Origin of the sequence: Thermococcus sp. 9N3 (genome assembly GCF_012027685.1) — an archaeon.
In the GTDB taxonomy this organism is placed as follows: Archaea; Methanobacteriota_B; Thermococci; order Thermococcales; family Thermococcaceae; genus Thermococcus; species Thermococcus nautili.
In genome coordinates, this window is record NZ_SNUV01000001.1 from 629,080 (window position 1) to 644,837 (window position 15,758).

At 57.2% G+C, this 15,758-nt stretch carries 14 protein-coding genes; 10 read left to right on the forward strand and 4 right to left on the reverse strand.

Annotated features, from left to right (window positions below; all coding sequences use genetic code 11):
• Positions 1 to 13 precede the first annotated feature (13 nt).
• From E3E30_RS03485 to mrtA, 3 genes are read left to right on the forward strand one after another with little or no spacing between them, the layout of a single operon-like run.
• Positions 14 to 1,039: a peptidylprolyl isomerase gene (locus tag E3E30_RS03485; RefSeq protein ID WP_167728458.1), complete on the forward strand. Its 1,026-nt coding sequence runs from the start codon at positions 14 to 16 to the stop codon at positions 1,037 to 1,039.
• 44 nt (positions 1,040 to 1,083) lie between these two features.
• Positions 1,084 to 1,986, forward strand: a complete 903-nt coding sequence (locus E3E30_RS03490; protein ID WP_167728922.1) for a hypothetical protein — start codon at positions 1,084 to 1,086, stop codon at positions 1,984 to 1,986.
• 3 nt (positions 1,987 to 1,989) lie between these two features.
• Positions 1,990 to 2,580: a CPBP family archaeomyxosortase MrtA gene (mrtA, locus tag E3E30_RS03495; protein WP_167728459.1), complete on the forward strand. Its 591-nt coding sequence runs from the start codon at positions 1,990 to 1,992 to the stop codon at positions 2,578 to 2,580.
• Here mrtA and E3E30_RS03500 read toward each other — a convergent pair.
• Genes E3E30_RS03500 through E3E30_RS03510 form a run of 3 tightly spaced genes read right to left on the reverse strand, consistent with a single transcriptional unit; the run spans position 2,548 to position 6,541 of the window.
• Positions 2,548 to 4,461 carry an ATP-binding cassette domain-containing protein gene (locus tag E3E30_RS03500; RefSeq protein ID WP_167728460.1) on the reverse strand — a complete coding sequence of 638 codons (1,914 nt, stop codon included), beginning with the start codon at positions 4,459 to 4,461 and terminating at the stop codon, positions 2,548 to 2,550. The two genes, mrtA and E3E30_RS03500, sit on opposite strands and share 33 nt — an antisense overlap.
• Before the next feature lie 39 nt (positions 4,462 to 4,500).
• Complete coding sequence (gene thiD / locus E3E30_RS03505) at positions 4,501 to 5,784, reverse strand: bifunctional hydroxymethylpyrimidine kinase/phosphomethylpyrimidine kinase (RefSeq protein WP_167728461.1); 1,284 nt, start codon at positions 5,782 to 5,784, stop codon at positions 4,501 to 4,503.
• A 4-nt stretch (positions 5,785 to 5,788) separates the two neighbouring features.
• Positions 5,789 to 6,541: a sulfide-dependent adenosine diphosphate thiazole synthase gene (locus E3E30_RS03510; protein WP_167728462.1), complete on the reverse strand. Its 753-nt coding sequence runs from the start codon at positions 6,539 to 6,541 to the stop codon at positions 5,789 to 5,791.
• 94 nt (positions 6,542 to 6,635) lie between these two features.
• Here E3E30_RS03510 and thiC point away from each other — a divergent pair, with 94 nt between their 5' ends.
• The 7 genes from thiC (at position 6,636) to E3E30_RS03545 (ending at position 13,638) form a co-directional block, all read left to right on the forward strand.
• Positions 6,636 to 7,916, forward strand: coding sequence for a phosphomethylpyrimidine synthase ThiC (gene thiC / locus E3E30_RS03515; protein WP_167728463.1), 1,281 nt, complete (start codon positions 6,636 to 6,638; stop codon positions 7,914 to 7,916).
• Between the two features lie 4 nt (positions 7,917 to 7,920).
• On the forward strand, positions 7,921 to 8,580 hold the full coding sequence (locus tag E3E30_RS03520) for a phosphoribosylaminoimidazolesuccinocarboxamide synthase (protein WP_167728464.1): 660 nt from the start codon (positions 7,921 to 7,923) through the stop codon (positions 8,578 to 8,580).
• A complete protein-coding gene (locus E3E30_RS03525; protein WP_167728465.1) occupies positions 8,577 to 9,509 on the forward strand; it encodes a formate--phosphoribosylaminoimidazolecarboxamide ligase in 933 nt (310 codons plus the stop codon). The genes E3E30_RS03520 and E3E30_RS03525 overlap by 4 nt, the downstream gene beginning before the upstream one ends.
• Positions 9,506 to 10,114, forward strand: a complete 609-nt coding sequence (locus E3E30_RS03530; RefSeq protein ID WP_167728466.1) for an IMP cyclohydrolase — start codon at positions 9,506 to 9,508, stop codon at positions 10,112 to 10,114. Before E3E30_RS03525 ends, E3E30_RS03530 begins: the two co-directional genes overlap by 4 nt.
• A gap of 13 nt (positions 10,115 to 10,127) precedes the next feature.
• The gene (locus E3E30_RS03535; RefSeq protein ID WP_167728923.1) at positions 10,128 to 11,972 is read left to right on the forward strand and encodes a prolyl oligopeptidase family serine peptidase; all 1,845 of its coding nucleotides are present in this window, start codon (positions 10,128 to 10,130) and stop codon (positions 11,970 to 11,972) included.
• A gap of 130 nt (positions 11,973 to 12,102) precedes the next feature.
• Positions 12,103 to 12,801 (forward strand): ATPase domain-containing protein, encoded by a 699-nt coding sequence (locus E3E30_RS03540; protein ID WP_042689578.1) that lies wholly within the window; start codon positions 12,103 to 12,105, stop codon positions 12,799 to 12,801.
• 9 nt (positions 12,802 to 12,810) lie between these two features.
• Positions 12,811 to 13,638 (forward strand): translation initiation factor IF-2B subunit alpha, encoded by an 828-nt coding sequence (locus tag E3E30_RS03545; protein WP_167728467.1) that lies wholly within the window; start codon positions 12,811 to 12,813, stop codon positions 13,636 to 13,638.
• A gap of 14 nt (positions 13,639 to 13,652) precedes the next feature.
• Here the strand turns inward: E3E30_RS03545 and E3E30_RS03550 are convergent, their stop codons facing one another.
• Entirely contained in the window at positions 13,653 to 15,752 is a 2,100-nt protein-coding gene (locus E3E30_RS03550) for a DUF4350 domain-containing protein (RefSeq protein WP_167728468.1), read from the reverse strand.
• Positions 15,753 to 15,758: the final 6 nt, after the last annotated feature.

Sequence of the window (15,758 nt, forward strand, 5' to 3'; positions counted from 1 at the left end):
GGGGGTTGTAAAGATGGTCAAGGTTGAGAAGGGAGACGTCATAAAGCTCCGCTACACCGGAAAGATTAAGGAAACCGGCGAGATTTTCGACACTACCGATGAGGAGATAGCCAAGCAGGCTGGCATTTACAAGGAGAACGGCGTTTACGGTCCGGTCCCGATAGCGGTCGGTGCCGGCCACGTCCTTCAGGGTCTCGACGAAGCCCTGGAGGGCCTTGAGGTCGGTAAGAAGTACGAGATAGAGATTCCGCCCGAGAAGGGCTTTGGAAGGCGCGACAGGAAGCTTATCAAGACCTTCACCCTCGGCCAGTTCAGGAGGCAGGGCATAATCCCGTTCCCAGGAATGCCGGTCGAGATTGAGACCGAGAGCGGAAGGAAGCTCAAGGGAAGGGTCCTCACCGTCAGCGGGGGCCGTGTTAGGGTCGACTTCAACCACCCGTATGCGGGCAAGCACCTTATCTATGAGGTCGAGATAGTCGAGAAGGTCGAGGACCCGATAGAGAAGGTCAAGGGCATGATTGAGCTCCGCCTCCAGAGGGTCGACGCCAACAAGGTCATCATCGAGGTTGGAGAGAAGGACGTCGTAGTTGACTTCACCCCGGTTCTCGACGAGGTTGACAGGGGAACCCTTGCCCTCGGTGAGATACTCCTTGAGAGCGACCTCAAGTTCCTTGGCTACGAGGAGATAACCTTCAAGCCGAACGTGGAGGAGCTTCTCAAGCCTCCAGAGGAGGCCGAAGCCGAGGAAGAGGTCATTGAGGAAAAGGTTGAAGAGGCCGAGCCTGCTGAGACTACCGAAGCCACCGAGGAGACCACCGAGACCACTCAGGAGGAGAAGCCTGCCAAGGAGAAGGCAGAGGACGAGGAAACCAAGGAGACTGAGGAGCCAAAGGAAGAAGCCGAGAAGGCCGAGGAGGAAGAGAAGCCCAAGAAGAGAACCAGGAAGAGCACCAAGGGCAGGAAGACCAGGAGGACGACCACCAAGAAGACCACCAGCAAGAAGAAGACCAAGGCCGCTGAGGAGAAGGGCTCTGAGTGAAGTTTTTAACCCCCACTTTCAATCTTCTTTCTTAGGGGGTGCGCATGGCGAGTCGCTTTGAAATTCTCCTCCAGGACTTGGGAAGCAGGTTCACTCAGGATGACATACCCAAGATTAAGGATGCCCTTTTAGCCCTCAGGCGCGTTATGGAGATTCCAGTATCGTACCTCAACCCCTCGAGCGGTTATCATCCCGTCGTCATCTTCAAGAAGCGCTTTGGCAGGGTTCAGAAGGAGGTTCCCGTTTCGATACTCGACCTCAGAATCCTGAACCGCTACAACATGCCGGGCTGGAGGAGGGAAGTGGAGTTCTGGCTCGACAACGACGTGGTCATCCAGGAGAACCTCTACGGAATGGAGGCCCTCCTAATCGGGGACCCGCGCGGGCTTAACAGGCTCTCGGACGTCATACGGAGGCTTGCCCAGTACATGACGGTTCGCCCGTCGAGGCTCGTGCTGTTCTACAACACTATTTACATGGATTACGGAGGTGGGCGCTACATCCAGCTCCTCCTCAGGGGCAACGACCTTGACGTGAGGCTCATAAGGATGAAGCTCAGCGAGGCCGCGAACTACCTCGGCAAGGCCATTGAGTACATGGACTCGGCCTTTGGCAACAAGAACATAGACTTTTACAAGCTCCTCTTCGCCCACGCCTCCGAGACCTACAGCTCCTTCGACTGGTTCTTCCACCGCTACCTATACCCCAGGCTAAACCCGGAGCAGAGAGAATTCTTAGAGGAGATGCAGGATTACCGGAACTTCCTCAGACTGCTCTACGACCACATCAACAGGCTCAACAAAGACAGAATCGGCGACGAGGTCGGAATCCGCGTCATCAGGAGGGCGAACCCCAAGAGGCCCCTTGAGATAGGCATAGCCTTCACAAACCGCGGAATCGAGGTCAGGCGCTATGCCAACACCGTCCAGATAAGCTTTATGGTGTGAAGAATGGACAGAGCTTCGCTTCTTTACGTCCTTCTCTTTCCCCTGAGCTTCGTCCCCTGGCTAATCCCTGCCTCTTTCTGGGGGCACGTTCTGATTGTTCTCGTTGCCTACCTGCTCGTTCCCCTGGCAATCTCGATGGCCCTCGGCTTCAGGCCGGAAGAGCTGGGGCTCAAACCACCGAACCGCAGAGGCGTCAAGCTATTCCTCCTGCTCTTCGCCCTCTCAATTCCGCTCAGCCTCTACGGGGCTACGATTCCCTCAATGCGAAACTACTACCCTGTCTTTCCCTACTCGGGCCCGGGAAGCTTCCTCCTCGGGGAGCTCGGCATGGGGCTGATAATGCTCGCCCACGAGGCCTTTTACAGGGGCTTCCTCCTCTTCCCGCTCGCCAGAAAGAACGAGTGGCTGGCGATAGTCCTCCAGGACATCCCCTACACGCTCGTTCATATAGGGAAGCCCGGAGTAGAGGTGCCCTACGCTTTGGTGGCCGGAATAATCTTCGCAAAAATGGATTTGGAAGGGGAGAGCTTTGCCCCAAGCTTCCTCCTTCACTGGCTCGGCTCAGCGTTTTTCGACATCCTTTGCGTTCTTTAGCCTCGCCGTCCCGTAGCCCACGAAGAGCACCTTGTCGGGGTCAAGGGCCTTCAGCACTTCGGGCCTGTGGGTGATTATCAGGGCCGTTATTCCGGCCTCTCGGATTATCTCCCCTACTTTCTTGGCGACGCGCATCGCCGTCAGCGTGTCGAGGTGAGCCGCGAACTCGTCAATGAGGAGCAGGTTGGGCTTCTCTGCCAAAAGGGACGCTATCCTCGCCCGCTCCTTCTGGCCCGTGCTCAGCTCGCCGTACTTCGCCCTGTAAAGGACGGCGTCACTCAAACCCGCCCTGTTGAGTATCTCCACAGCGGCGTTGAGGTCGCCTATCTTCCTGTAAACGTGCTCCAATATGCTCTCCGTCCCGAAGGTCGGCTCGAACTCACCGGGAATCATAACCGAGACCTTGGCGTTGTCGGGAACCTCAATCTCACCTTCCGTCGGCCTGAAGCGCTCCTCCCACCAGCCGTTGGCCGCTCCAAGGATAAGCCTCAGCAACGTCGTCTTCCCCACCCCGCTCGCGCCGACAACAGCTATGAGCTCGCCCGGCTGGATTTCGAAGTTCAAATTCCGTAAAACGGGCCTCTGGATAACGCGGTGTCTCACTCCAAAGGCCTTGAGCAGTTCCTGAATCTCCTCGGGCAGGCCCTTGATGTCGAGCTCGCTCTCGAAGACCTTGCTGACGTTGAGGAACTTTATCGGCCCGGCTAAGGGCTCAACCTTTCCGTAGCTCGGCTTCCAGAGCCTGCCCTCAGGAGGCGCGTAGGGGTCCTCCTTCAAAAAGCGCTCGATGTACTCTTTTGCCTCCTCGGTCAGAGGGTAGAAGAGGACCGGCCTTCCGCTCGCGGTCTCCCAGAGGAACTTGAAGCCGACCTTCTCGAAGAACGGGTTGTAGCGGGCCATCTGCGCTATGGTCTCGACGATGTGCTTCCTCTTCCGCATCTCGGGAATCCTGCGCTCGGCTATCCACTCGAGGGCCGACTTGACGCTCAACTGACCCAGCCCGTCGGAGCGGTAGTCGGGGTGAACCACAACCCTCGCAATCCTCGCGCCCGCTGTGTTGGTCTCTGCCAAGGCTTTCCACTTGGCCTGCTCCCAGAGGTAGGAGCGGGCTATTCTCCTCTTCCCGTACTTCCTCTTCAGCTCCTCGTAGAGCTCCCTCATTATGCGCTCCGGCCAGAAGGCCGGATGGAACCAGTCCTCGGGAAAGACCTTCTCGCGGATGTTCTTCTCCACCTCGCCGTTCGGCAAGCGACGGTGCATGAGCGGTATCGGCGGGTCAACGCGGACGTAGCTGAGAATCCTCGGCTCGTATTCTTCCCTCTCGACGAGCTCGAAGATGAGAAAGCGCGACGCTGGGGTTGAGCCCTTTATCTCGAGTATGTGGCTTTCAGCCCCGCAGATTGGGCACTTCTGCTTGGTGTTGGCCTCGAAGATGTGGCCGTTCTCACAGCGCCATAACGCCACTTTCTCCTTCTGGCTCGCGTAGTGGTACTGCTCCAGCTCGGCTATCGCCTCGAAGTCGGACTCGTATTTCGCCTCGCGGGCGCGGATTTTGTAGGTGTAGAGGAGCTCGCCGGTCAAAGGCGAGTAGCGCTTGGCCTCGACTTCCTTCTCGAAGAGGGGCCACACCGGAATTCTATCGCCCTCGTAGAACTTCCACAGCCTATAATCGTCGAAGTCGAGAACCTTAACGCCGTCCTTCTCCTTTGGCTTGTGGAGGATTTCAACCTCAACCTCATCGCCGTTCAGAAACCACTGGGCAACGTTGCCCGTCATGTAGAGGCGATACTTTTCGCCATCAGCTTCAACTTCGAGGATTCCGAACCAGCGGTGCTTGAAGCGCGGGATTTCGCTACCTGCAACTTTCCCCCTTATGAGCATGGAATCACCGGGATAAATAGGGAAGAGGGAGTTAAAACGTTAGCCCAAGAGCTTCCGCACCCTCTCCACGACCTCCCCTGCGTCCCGTCCAAAGACCAGAACCATCGGCTCCTTTCCCCAGTCGCCGAGATGGTAAACCACGTCGGGCCTTTTTCCGGCCCTTTTCACTGCCCTCTCGATGCCCCACTCCATAGTCCCCCTCTCTGCCCTCTTCACCTCTTCAGGCTCTTCCCTGCGGTCGTAGAACGAAACGACGAGACCGAGTTCTTCTGTCTTCTCTATCAGCTCCTCCGAGTAGCGGAGGTTCAGAACCGCTTTAAGCTCCGGGTAGAACTCGCGCATCCTGAGGAGGGCCCTCCTCAGGTGGTCGCTGGCGTTGAGCTCGACGGGGCCGACGGGCTTTACGGTCTTTCCATAGCGGACGATTCTTCCCTTGACGGCGAAGACTTCTCCAAAGGGCGTCGCGAGGGCGAAGTTAGTTCCCACCTCCGGAACATACTGTTTGAGACTCTCTCCAAAGGCCACCAGCTCCTCAACGGCCCCTTCAAGCTCTTTCTCAGCTTTCCAGCGGTAAGAGTCCCTCTCCAGCTCCCAGAGGGGGTTTACGGCTCTGGCTTCCGCCTTTGAAAACCTGATGGAGTTCTCAACGAAGCGCTTCGCCATCTCGACGGCTTTAGGGAGCTCAAGTCCTTTGGCGAGGAACGTCGCCAGAGCCGAGGAGAAGGCACAGCCGGTTCCGTGGGTGAAGCCCTCGGCCTTTTCTCCCGGGAACCTGTAGAGTTTTCCCTGCCAGTAGAGGACGTCGGTGAGGTCAAGGTGTCCCCCCGTTACGACAGCACCCTCGGCGCCGAGGTTCTCCACGAGGGCCTTCGCGGCTTTTCCCATATCTTCAACCGAGCGGATTTTGAGGCCGGTCAGCGCTTCGGCCTCCGGGACGTTGGGCGTGACTATCGAGCCGGGAACGAGGGTCTTGAGCGATTCAGCGTTGTCAATGAGCTTCGCACCAGTGCTTGAGGCCATCACAGGGTCGAAAACCCTGGTAAAGCCTTCCGTTTCTTCCCTCACGGCCTGGGCAATCTCACCGCTCCCCAGCATCCCGATTTTGACCGCTTTGACCTCAAAGCCGTCCTTAACGGCCCGTATCTGCTCCCTCACGACTTCCGGAGGGAGGGGATGATAGCCCCTCACCTCCGAGGGGTTCTGGTAGGTGACAGCAGTCAGAACCGGGAGCGGGTGCTCGCCTAAGGCGGAGACCGTCTCGATGTCGGCCTTTAAACCGGCCCCGCCCCCGGTGTCGAGGCCCGCTACAATCAGGACGGCCATCCCATCACCTCAGCTTCTCAAGGATTTCAAGGGCCGCTTTCCTTCCGCTCAGGAACATTCCCCCGAATATCGGCCCCATCCTCGGCGCTCCAGCGATGGCATTGGCGGCCATCCCCGTGACGTAGAGGCCCGGAAAGACCTCCCTCGTGTGCTTTACGGTGAGCTCCTCGCCCCTCTCGGCCCACATCGGCCCCTCCCCTGGAACCTGGAGGAGACCGCGCCTGACGAGGTGTTGCGTAACCTGCGCTCCGTGGCCGGTGGCGTCAATCACAAAGCGCGCCTCGACCGTGAGCGGGTCAACGTGAAGACCCGTCATCATCACCGGCGTCCAGTTGATTACGATTCCCGCGACGCGGTTCTCCTTGAGAACCAAATCCTCAACCTCAACCATGTTGAAGAACCTCACGCCGGCCTTTACGGCTTTGCTCGCTATCGTCGTTGCCGTCTCGATGGCGTCAGCGACGTAGAGGCCGTTTCCGGATGGTCTGTAGTCTATCCCGAACTCATCGAGTATTTCTCTCGCTTCCTCCTGAACGACGATTTTGTTGAAGCCCATCGCGCCGCCCCAGATTCCGCCCCCGGTTGAGAGCTTCTTCTCGAAGATGGCCACCTTCGCACCGTTCTTGGCGAGGTAGTAGCCCGCTACCATCCCCGAGGGGCCGGCACCCACAATAGCGACGTCGAGGCTCAGGCTTTCGAGGAGCTCGGAAGTGTAGGCCTCTATTATCGCCCTGCTTATCTCTATCTCCCTCAGCATCGCGACCACCCAAAACCTTTTAAGTCCCGCTCAAAACTGAGTTTTGAAATTTAAAAACTTTGTTATAAACAGGTTTTAAAACCGGGTGATTGGAATGACCCAGCTTGAGGATGCCAAGCGGGGAGTAATCACGGAGGAGATGAAGTTTATCGCCGAGCGGGAGGGGATAAGCGCCGAAAAGCTCAGGAGGAGCGTGGCGAAGGGGCACACTGTGATATTCAGGAACGTCCGCCACGACTGGGTTAAGCCGGTCGCGGTGGGCAACGTCGTCCGCGTTAAGGTCAACGCCAACATTGGAACGTCGCGCGACATAGTGGACGTTAAGGCGGAGATAGAGAAGGCTAAGGTCGCCGTCAAGTACGGCGCCGACACGATAATGGACCTCTCCACAGGGGGTGACCTCGATTCAATAAGGAAGGCCATCATGCATGCCGTTGACGCGCCCATTGGCACAGTTCCAATCTACCAGGCCGCCGAGGAGATGCTGGCTAAGGGAAAGGCCATCATCGAGATGACCGAGGACGACATGTGGAAGGCCGTTGAGAAGCACTTCAGGGACGGCGTTGACTACACGACGATTCACGTCGGAGTTACTAAAGAAGTCGTCGAGAAGATGAAGAGGGTGAAAAGAGTCGTTGGCATGGTCTCGCGCGGAGGAACCTTCCTCGCGGCGTGGATACTCCACTGGGGCGAGGAGAACCCGTTCTACAGGGACTACGACTACCTGCTTGAGCTCGCCAAGGAGTACGACGTTGTTCTGAGCCTCGGCGATGGACTTAGACCCGGCGGTCTTCCAGATGCGGGCGACGAGCTTCAGATTGCCGAGCTCTACACCCTCGGAAGGCTCGTAAGGCGCGCGAGGGAAGCCGGGGTCCAGACGATGGTCGAGGGTCCCGGCCACGTGCCGATTGACCAGATTCCGGCCCAGATAAAGCTCGCGAAGGTTGCAACTGACAACGCGCCCTTCTACGTCCTCGGCCCAATCGTTACCGACATCTTTCCGGGCTACGACCACATCACGTCCGCCATAGGGGGAGCGATAGCGGCGTTGAACGGCGCTGACTTCCTGTGCTACGTTACCCCTGCTGAACACCTCGGACTGCCTACTGTTGAGCACGTCCGCGAGGGAGTTATAGCGGCGAAGATAGCCGCCCACGCGGTCAATTTGACCCGCTTCGAGGCCGACTTTAAAAAGGACTACCTCATGAGCCTCGCGCGCGGTAAACTCGACTGGGCGAAGCAGTACGAGCTGAGCCAGGACAGGGAGAAGTTCATCGAGATAAGGAAGGAGAGGCCGACGAAAACTGAGGCCTGCTCGATGTGCGGTGATTTATGCGCGATAAAGCTCATCAACGACATGCTGAGGAAGGGGTGAGAGCTTGAGGCTCGTCTATTCCGGCAAGACGAAGGACGTCTACGAGGACGGGCCCTTTCTCATCTTCCACTTCAAGGACACGGTTCTCGGAAGGGAAGGCAGGGAGGACAGCGGGGGCAACGAGGTAATCGGCGAGAAAACCGGGAAGGGAAGCCTCGTTTTGAAGCAGACCGAGTTCTTCTTCAGGTTGCTTGAGGGGAACGGCGTAAAGACGCACTTCGTGGAGAGAATTGACGATAGAAAAGCCCGCTTTCTGAAGGCCGAGAGGATTCCGCTGGAGGTCATCTACCGCGAGCTGGCCTACGGAAGCTTCCTTCGGCGCTACAAAGGCTGGGTGAGGCCGTTCCAGAGGCTCGGGATAGTGGAATTCACCCTGAAGGACGACTCGCTCGACGACCCACTCATAGCGGAGGAAGCAGTAACTGCCCTCGGAATCGCGGGGGAAGAAGAGGTTGAGGCGATGAAGGAAACCACCAGAAAGGTCGCGGAAATCCTGCGGGAGTTCTTTTCCTCGAAGAGCCTCCAGCTCGTTGATTTTAAGCTCGAGTTTGGCAGGCTTGACGGCGAGCTAATCGTCATAGATGAGCTGAGCGGAGATACCATGCGCATCGCGAGGGACGGGAAGATTCTGACGCTCGAGGAACTCTCGGAGGTGGTTGGATGATAATCTCGACGATAGCGTCTCATTCCTCCCTTCAGATTCTCCTCGGGGCCAAAGACGAGGTGTTCAGGACGAGACTCTACGTGAAGCCCGAAAGAAAAGCTTTCTACGCCTCCACGAGGCTCGCGGACGAGCTTGTAGTCACTGAAGACATGGGCGTGATTCTCGAAGACGACGGAATAGTAATCCCTCACGGCTCTTTCGTGGCCTACCTCGGCCTTGAGAGGATAGAGAGAGCCAAAGCAAAGTTCTTCGGCAACAGGCGCTTCCTCAAGTGGGAAACCAACTTTGAACTCCAGGATAAAGCCCTCGACGAGGCGGGAATTCCGAGGATTCGGGTCATCGAGCCCGATGAGGTTGAGCCGGAGAAACTCTACTTCGTCCGCCTTGAGGGGCCGAGGGGAGGGAGCGGGCACTTCATAGCGCGCGGGGAGGAGCTTGATGAGAAGTTAGGGGAGCTTAAGGAACCCCACAGGATAGAGGAGTTCGTCCCGGGCGTTTACCTCTACGTCCACTTCTTCTACTCGCCGATTCTGGAAAGGCTCGAACTCCTCGGCGTCGACGAGAGGGTAGTTATCGCCGACGGAAACGCCCGTTGGCCGGTGAAACCGCTCCCCTACACGATAGCGGGAAACGTTGGCGTCGCTTTGAGGGAGTCGCTCCTTCCGGGGCTCTACGACTACGGTCTGGCATTCGTGGAAGCCATGAAGAAGCTCGAACCGCCCGGAATCATCGGGCCCTTCGCGCTCCACTTCGCCTACAACGGTAGCTTTAGGGCGATAGGCTTCGCCTCGCGCATCGACGGCGGTTCGAACGCCCTCCACTGGTACGGAAGGCTCTACTGGAACGAGCCCATGAGCGTCGGAAGGAGGATAGCGCGGGAAATCAAGCTGGCCATCGAGGAAGACCGGCTCGGGGAGGTGGTAACGTGACCTACACTGGCAGAACCCTCGGGGTCGGGCTTATGAAGGGGAAGCCCTTCGCCTTCTACCTCCTCTGCTCCCGCTCCTTTCCGAGGAGGAGGGCAATCGTAAGGGGAAACGCCGTCTACATCGAGAACCTAACGGAGACGGACAACCCCTACGTGAGCTACCCGGTGGTGAGGCTCCTTAGCGAATACGCCGTAATCACGAACGGCCTCCAGACGGACTTCATAGCTCAGGCCCTCGAGTGGGAAAGCCCGAAGAAGGCCCTAATCCACGTTCTTGATGCCCTCGACTACGAGAGAGATGAATACAGCACGCCGAGGATAGCCGGGATAATCGGAACCGGCGGTAAGGGCTGGCTCGGCTTCGCCGGAAAAGATGAGTTCTGGGTGAGAGAGCTGGAGCTGAGGGAAGGAAAGGCCTTCGTCACGGCAACGTACAACCTTGGCTTCACCGAGCTTGAGTTCCCGGCTTTCGAGAGTGCTGAAGAACTCGCGAGAAAGGCTTTGGAGCTTCCCTTCGAAAAGAAGGTGCTCGCCATTGGGATAGTGAAAGACAATGTGTGGAGCGTCGGGACGGCAAACCTTTTTATCCCCTCCGCCGAACGTTAAGACGGTGATTTTCATGGACGAATATATATGGGCCGAGAACCTGAAGGACGAGCGCGTTCTAAAGCTCGTCGAGGATGAGAACAGGAGGTTTAGAGAGTTCATAGGAGAGCTGAGCGACGAACTCTTTCCCGAGGTCTGGGAGTACTACTCGATTCCAGTCTTAACAGGTGCGAAGCTGACGGAGAAGGGCGTTATAGCGATGTACCGCGAGAGGGACAGGCAAATTATCATGTGGCTCGGCGGAGAGGATATAGTTGACTCGAAGGAGCTTGAGAAGGAGCTCAACGATGAAGTTCTCCTTCAGGGGTTCACCGCGGACGGAAGGGGCAGGTTCTTGGCCTACAGCTTCTCGATAGGCGGTGCCGACGAGGGAATAACGAGAATCGTCGACCTCGAAACCGGCGAGCTAATCGAGGAGCTCAGGCCGTCGGTGTGGAACGTCACCTTCCTTGAAGACGGCTACTACTTCGCCCGCTTCTACAGGAGTGGAGAGACCCCCGACGGAGTTAAAGCCCCCGCTGAGAGGTTCTTCCGGAAGGACGCAAGCGGAGAAAAACTCGTCTTCGGCGAGGGCCTCGGGTCTGGCTACTTCATCTCGCTGAGGAAGAGCAGTGACAAGAGAACGGCGATGGTTACGGTAACGTTTGGCTGGAACAGCGCGGAAATCTACGCCGGCCCGATAGACGAGCCCGAGAAGTGGGAGAAGGTTTACTCCGCTGAGGTTCCGGTCGAGCCGGTTGACGTAATCAACGGAAAGCTCTACCTCCTGACCAGAGAGGGGAAGGGCTTAGGAAAGCTCATCGCGGTCAAGGACGGAAAAGTCGAGGAGGTAATCCCCGAGGGCGAGTTCCCCCTTGAGTGGGCCGTTCTGGTCGGGGACAAAATCCTCGCGGGCAGGCTCGTGCACGCGAGCCACAGGCTTGAGGTTTACTCGCTCGACGGAGAAAAGCTCGACGAGATGACCTTCGACCTCCCTGGGAGCGTTTACCCGCTCGACGCCGACGGAAAGAAGGTTTTGCTCCGCTACGAGAGCTTCACCGTTCCCTACAGGCTCTACGAGTTCGACGGAGAGCTCAAGCTCGTCGAGGGACAAGAAATCGAGGGGAACTTCAGGGTCGAAGAGGACTTCGCGGTCTCAAAGGACGGGACAAAGGTTCACTACTTCCTCGTGAAGGGCGAGAGGGACGAGAAGAAAGCCTGGGTCTTCGGATACGGTGGCTTCAACATCTCGCTGACGCCACGCTTTTTCCCGCAGGCGATTCCCTTCATAAAGCGCGGGGGAACCTTCGGAATGGCCAACCTGCGCGGCGGAAGCGAGTACGGTGAGGAGTGGCACAGGGCAGGAATGAGGGAGAACAAGCAGAACGTCTTCGACGACTTCATAGCCGTCCTTGAGAAGCTGAAGGGCGAAGGATACAGGGTAGCGGCGTGGGGCAGGAGCAACGGCGGCCTCTTGGTCTCGGCAACCCTCGTCCAGAGGCCGGACGTAATGGACTCGGCGCTGATAGGCTACCCCGTCATAGACATGATGCGCTTCCACAAACTCTACATCGGTAGCGTCTGGATTCCGGAGTACGGCAACCCCGACGACCCGAAGGACAGGGAGTTCCTGCTGAGATACTCTCCATACCACAACGTCAGGCCTGCAGAATACCCGCCGACGCTCATCTACACCGGCCTCCACGACGACCGCGTGCACCCGGCCCATGCAATAAAGTTCTTCCTGAAGCTGAAAGAGGTAGGAGCACCGGTTTATCTCCGCGTCGAGACAAAGAGCGGGCACATGGGTGCTTCACCTGAGACGAGGGCGAGGGAGCTTGCCGATTTGCTCGCCTTCGTCCTAAAGACGCTCTCGTGATTCCCACCGAGGTTAGTTGGGACTTTCCCGTCCCTTCCCTTTTTCAAAGTTCTTTCGAAGGGTATTCGGTGTCCACGGGAAGAGATAAGCTTATATTGGGAACGTCGTTAAAAGTTATGGCTGAGAGGCGATGGTCGCAGGAAGGATTTCAACCGGGGTCCCTGGGCTTGACGTAATGCTTCACGGTGGATTGATTCCCGGAAGGGTTTACCTCGTCAAGGGTTCGCCCGGAACCGGAAAGACGACCCTGGCCATGCACTTTGCGATGGCGGGGGTTGCAAACGGGGAGAGTGTACTGTATATAACCCTTGAAGAGCCCGCCGAGAACATAAGAGAGGACTTCGGGAGGATGGGCTTCGACGTTTACCACGAGGATTTCACCCTAATTGACGCTACCCCAACAACCGAGCACTACGTTTTGGTTGAAGACTTCTTCGAGACCTTCGCCAAGAACCTCAACAAGCTCACCGAATCAATAAAGGAGCAGTTCAGGGTCAGGCGCTACTCGAGGGTGGTCGTTGACCCGATAACGATGCTCAAGCTGGCCACAAAGGACGAGATTGACTACCGCAGGGCGTTTCTGACGTTCGTCAAGAGCATGATGCGTCTCAAGGTGACGGTTCTCATAACGTCTGAACTCGAGAGGACCGACATCGAGGAGTACCTTGTGAGCGGTGTCATCGAGATGAAACTCCTCGAGCGCGATGGAAAGCTGATGAGGGCCATCAAGGTCACCAAGTTCCGCGGAAGCGGCTTCGACAACGTCATAAGACCCTACGAGATAACCGAGACCGGCATGGTGGTTCACCCCGACAGAACCGTGCCGTGAGGGTTCGAAATGCTTCCCCCCGAGGTCAAATCCGTTCTTGAAGAACTCCGCGCCGAGAGGATACGCGGTGCAAGCTGGATGGCCAGACGGGGAGCGGAAGCTTACCTGATTCTGGCAGACCTTCTTGAGGGCGACGAGCTGAGGAAGGCCCTCATTGAGCTCAGGCACGAGCTTCCAAGGATAAACCCAACGATGGCTTCGCTCTACAACCTCTCGCGCTTCATTCCCGTAACGGACAACCCCATCCTCGTCAGGTCCCGGGCGGAAGAGTTCCTCCGCCTGATTGACGAGGCGAAGAAGACAATCGGCAACATCGGAAGCGAGCTCATAGAGGACGGCGACACGGTTATAACACACTCCTTCTCGTCGGCGGTCTTTGAGATACTCAGGACGGCAAAGGCCAAGGGGGTGAACTTCAAGGTAATCCTCACCGAGAGCGCCCCCGACTATGAGGGAATAGCGCTGGCGAGCGCCCTCGAACGGGAAGGAATCCGCTTCGAGGTCATAACCGATGCTCAGCTCGGCCTCTTCGCCCGGAACGCCACGATAGCCCTTGTGGGAGCGGACAACGTAACGCGCGATGGGGCGGTTGTGAACAAAGCCGGCACCTACCTCCTCGCTCTTGCGTGCCACGACAACGGCGTTCCTTTCTACGTCGCAACCGAGAGCTTCAAGCTCCATCCAGAACTCAAGAGCGACGAGGTTGAGATACTCGAGAGACCTTACGCGAGGCAGGGCTACCGCGTGAGAAACTTCCTCTTCGACGTCACGCCCTGGAAATACGTCCGGGGCATAATAACGGAACTCGGAATTCTCGTCCCGCCGAGGGAAATTTAAGAAAAGGAAGGAAATCAGCTCTCCTCTCCGACGAGCCAGAGGAGAGCACCCTTGATGAAGGGCCAGTTGCTCTTGATGTACTTGCCATAGTAGGCATCGCTGAGGGCCTTGCTTGAACCGTAGACCACTATCCTGCCCTTTCCAAAGGTTACCGCCGCGGCAACGACGGGCTCGCTTCCCTTCTCGTAGACGGTGTTGCCCTCGGCGTCAACTGCGTAGGCGCTCTCGTAGCCCCTGATTATCCACTTCGCGTCGCCGGTAATCTTGAGGGTGTCGCCGTTGTAGTACATCGTCCAGTTCTCGGGGATGTACTTGGTGATGGCGCAGTCCCTGTTGTAGATTCCGACGAACGGGTAGTAGAGCTTTCCACTGTTCCTGTCGTCGTCCATGAGTTCGGTCTTCTCGAACTGGACGCCGGTGCCTTCGAGGAGTACGTTGAGGCCCTCGCTGAGGTACTTGTACCAGTCGCCGGCCACGAAGAGTGCTCCTCCCTCCTCAACGTACTTTCTGAGGGCGCTTATCTCCTCGTCGCTCAGCTTCGTCTTGGGGTTGGTGAGTATGACGACGTCGTACTTCTTCAGCTCGTCGTAGGTGAGCGGGGCGTAGGTGACGTTAACCTCCCAGCCGAGCTCCTCTATGTTCTCCTGGAGGCCGGTGAAGCCGTATTTGGTGAAGTAGTACTGGCCGTGCGAGAGGTCTATGAGGGCCTTGGTGATGTGAATCGTGTAGTTGGCCATCGTCTGGTTTGTCACGGTTCCGTTCGAGGGCGCGGTCACGTTTCCGGCCGTCTGGTTCGTCTGGGTCTGGTTGGTCTCGTTCACCGGCGGGTGGCAGAGGGGCTCGACCTTGACGAGCGTCTCTTGGAGTATTGGGAGAACCTTTTCGATTCTCTCAACAACGTCCTGCGCAAGGAAGCGGGCCTTCCTTATGTGAACCATGACGGAGTAAGTGTAAAGCCTGTTCCCCGAAAGGAAGAGCGCCGTTCTGTTCTTCATCTCAAGGAACTTGGCGTACTCGGCCTTGGTGAGGTTGTAGTTGGTCTCAATCCACTTGACGTCGTCGGAGAGGTCGCCGAGGTTCACACCGCACTTCTGGAGCTCCTGAACGGTGGCGGTCAGGTTCTCGTAGAGCTCATCGAGCTGGGGTGCAATCCTGTTGTAGCCGTTCTCGTAGAGGTATGTGAGGCCGTAGAACAGCCTGTAGGGGTTAACGTAAACCTGAACCTGCTTGGTGATGAAGTCGTTGATTCCATCGCCGACGACCTCTGCGGTGACGTTGTATTCCCCTTTAGCCATCGGAATCCAGGTCTTCTCAAGGGTCTCGGTGCTCTTTGGTCCGAGGGTAAGGTTCTCAGTGTAGAGCGGAACGCCGTTTATCTTAAGGTAGAAGGTGACGTTGGTCTCCGCGTCTCCGCTGTTGGTAATGCTGACATAAACCTTGCTCGGGATTCCAGAGTAGAGGGGCTCGTTTATTTCGAGAGACTTAACGGCGACGGGAACGTAGTACTCGATTATAAGCTTGGGGTGCTCGTCAATGTACTTGCTGTCCTTGGAGGTGAAGTATATGTAGTCCTTGACGTCCACGTGGCTGAGGTTCGAGTGGAGGTAGAAGCTGACGACGCCATCGGTCTCAAACTGCTCCCTGACGAACTCGGTAACGTTCCAGGTGAAATCGGCGTTGACGTTTCCGTCCGGAAGCGAGATGACTCTCCAGTCGAGGGGACCGACGGCATCGGTGGGCTGATTGTACCACCTAAGGGTATCCTCGCTCCAGTTGTCATCGAGGACGCCGTAGACAGAGATGTTATGAGTGCGGTAACCGTAGTGGTTATAAGCGTGCAACCAGAGGGTTGCGCTGACTATAACGGCGCCCTTGGGGATGACCCCGTTGAGGTTGAACTTAAGGTAGGCCCTCTCCTCCTTGCCATAATAGGTACCGACGGCGAGTCTGTAAGTTTTGTAGTCCACGTAACCGCTTTCCGCTATCCACGTATCATCGGTCGGTTCTATTGAAACGGTCTTTGTAACGTGGGTAGTGCTTGCCCCGACAGAAAACGACGTCGGAATCAGCCCTACCAAGAATAGTAATACGATTGCAACCGCCAGGCGCTTCATAGCATC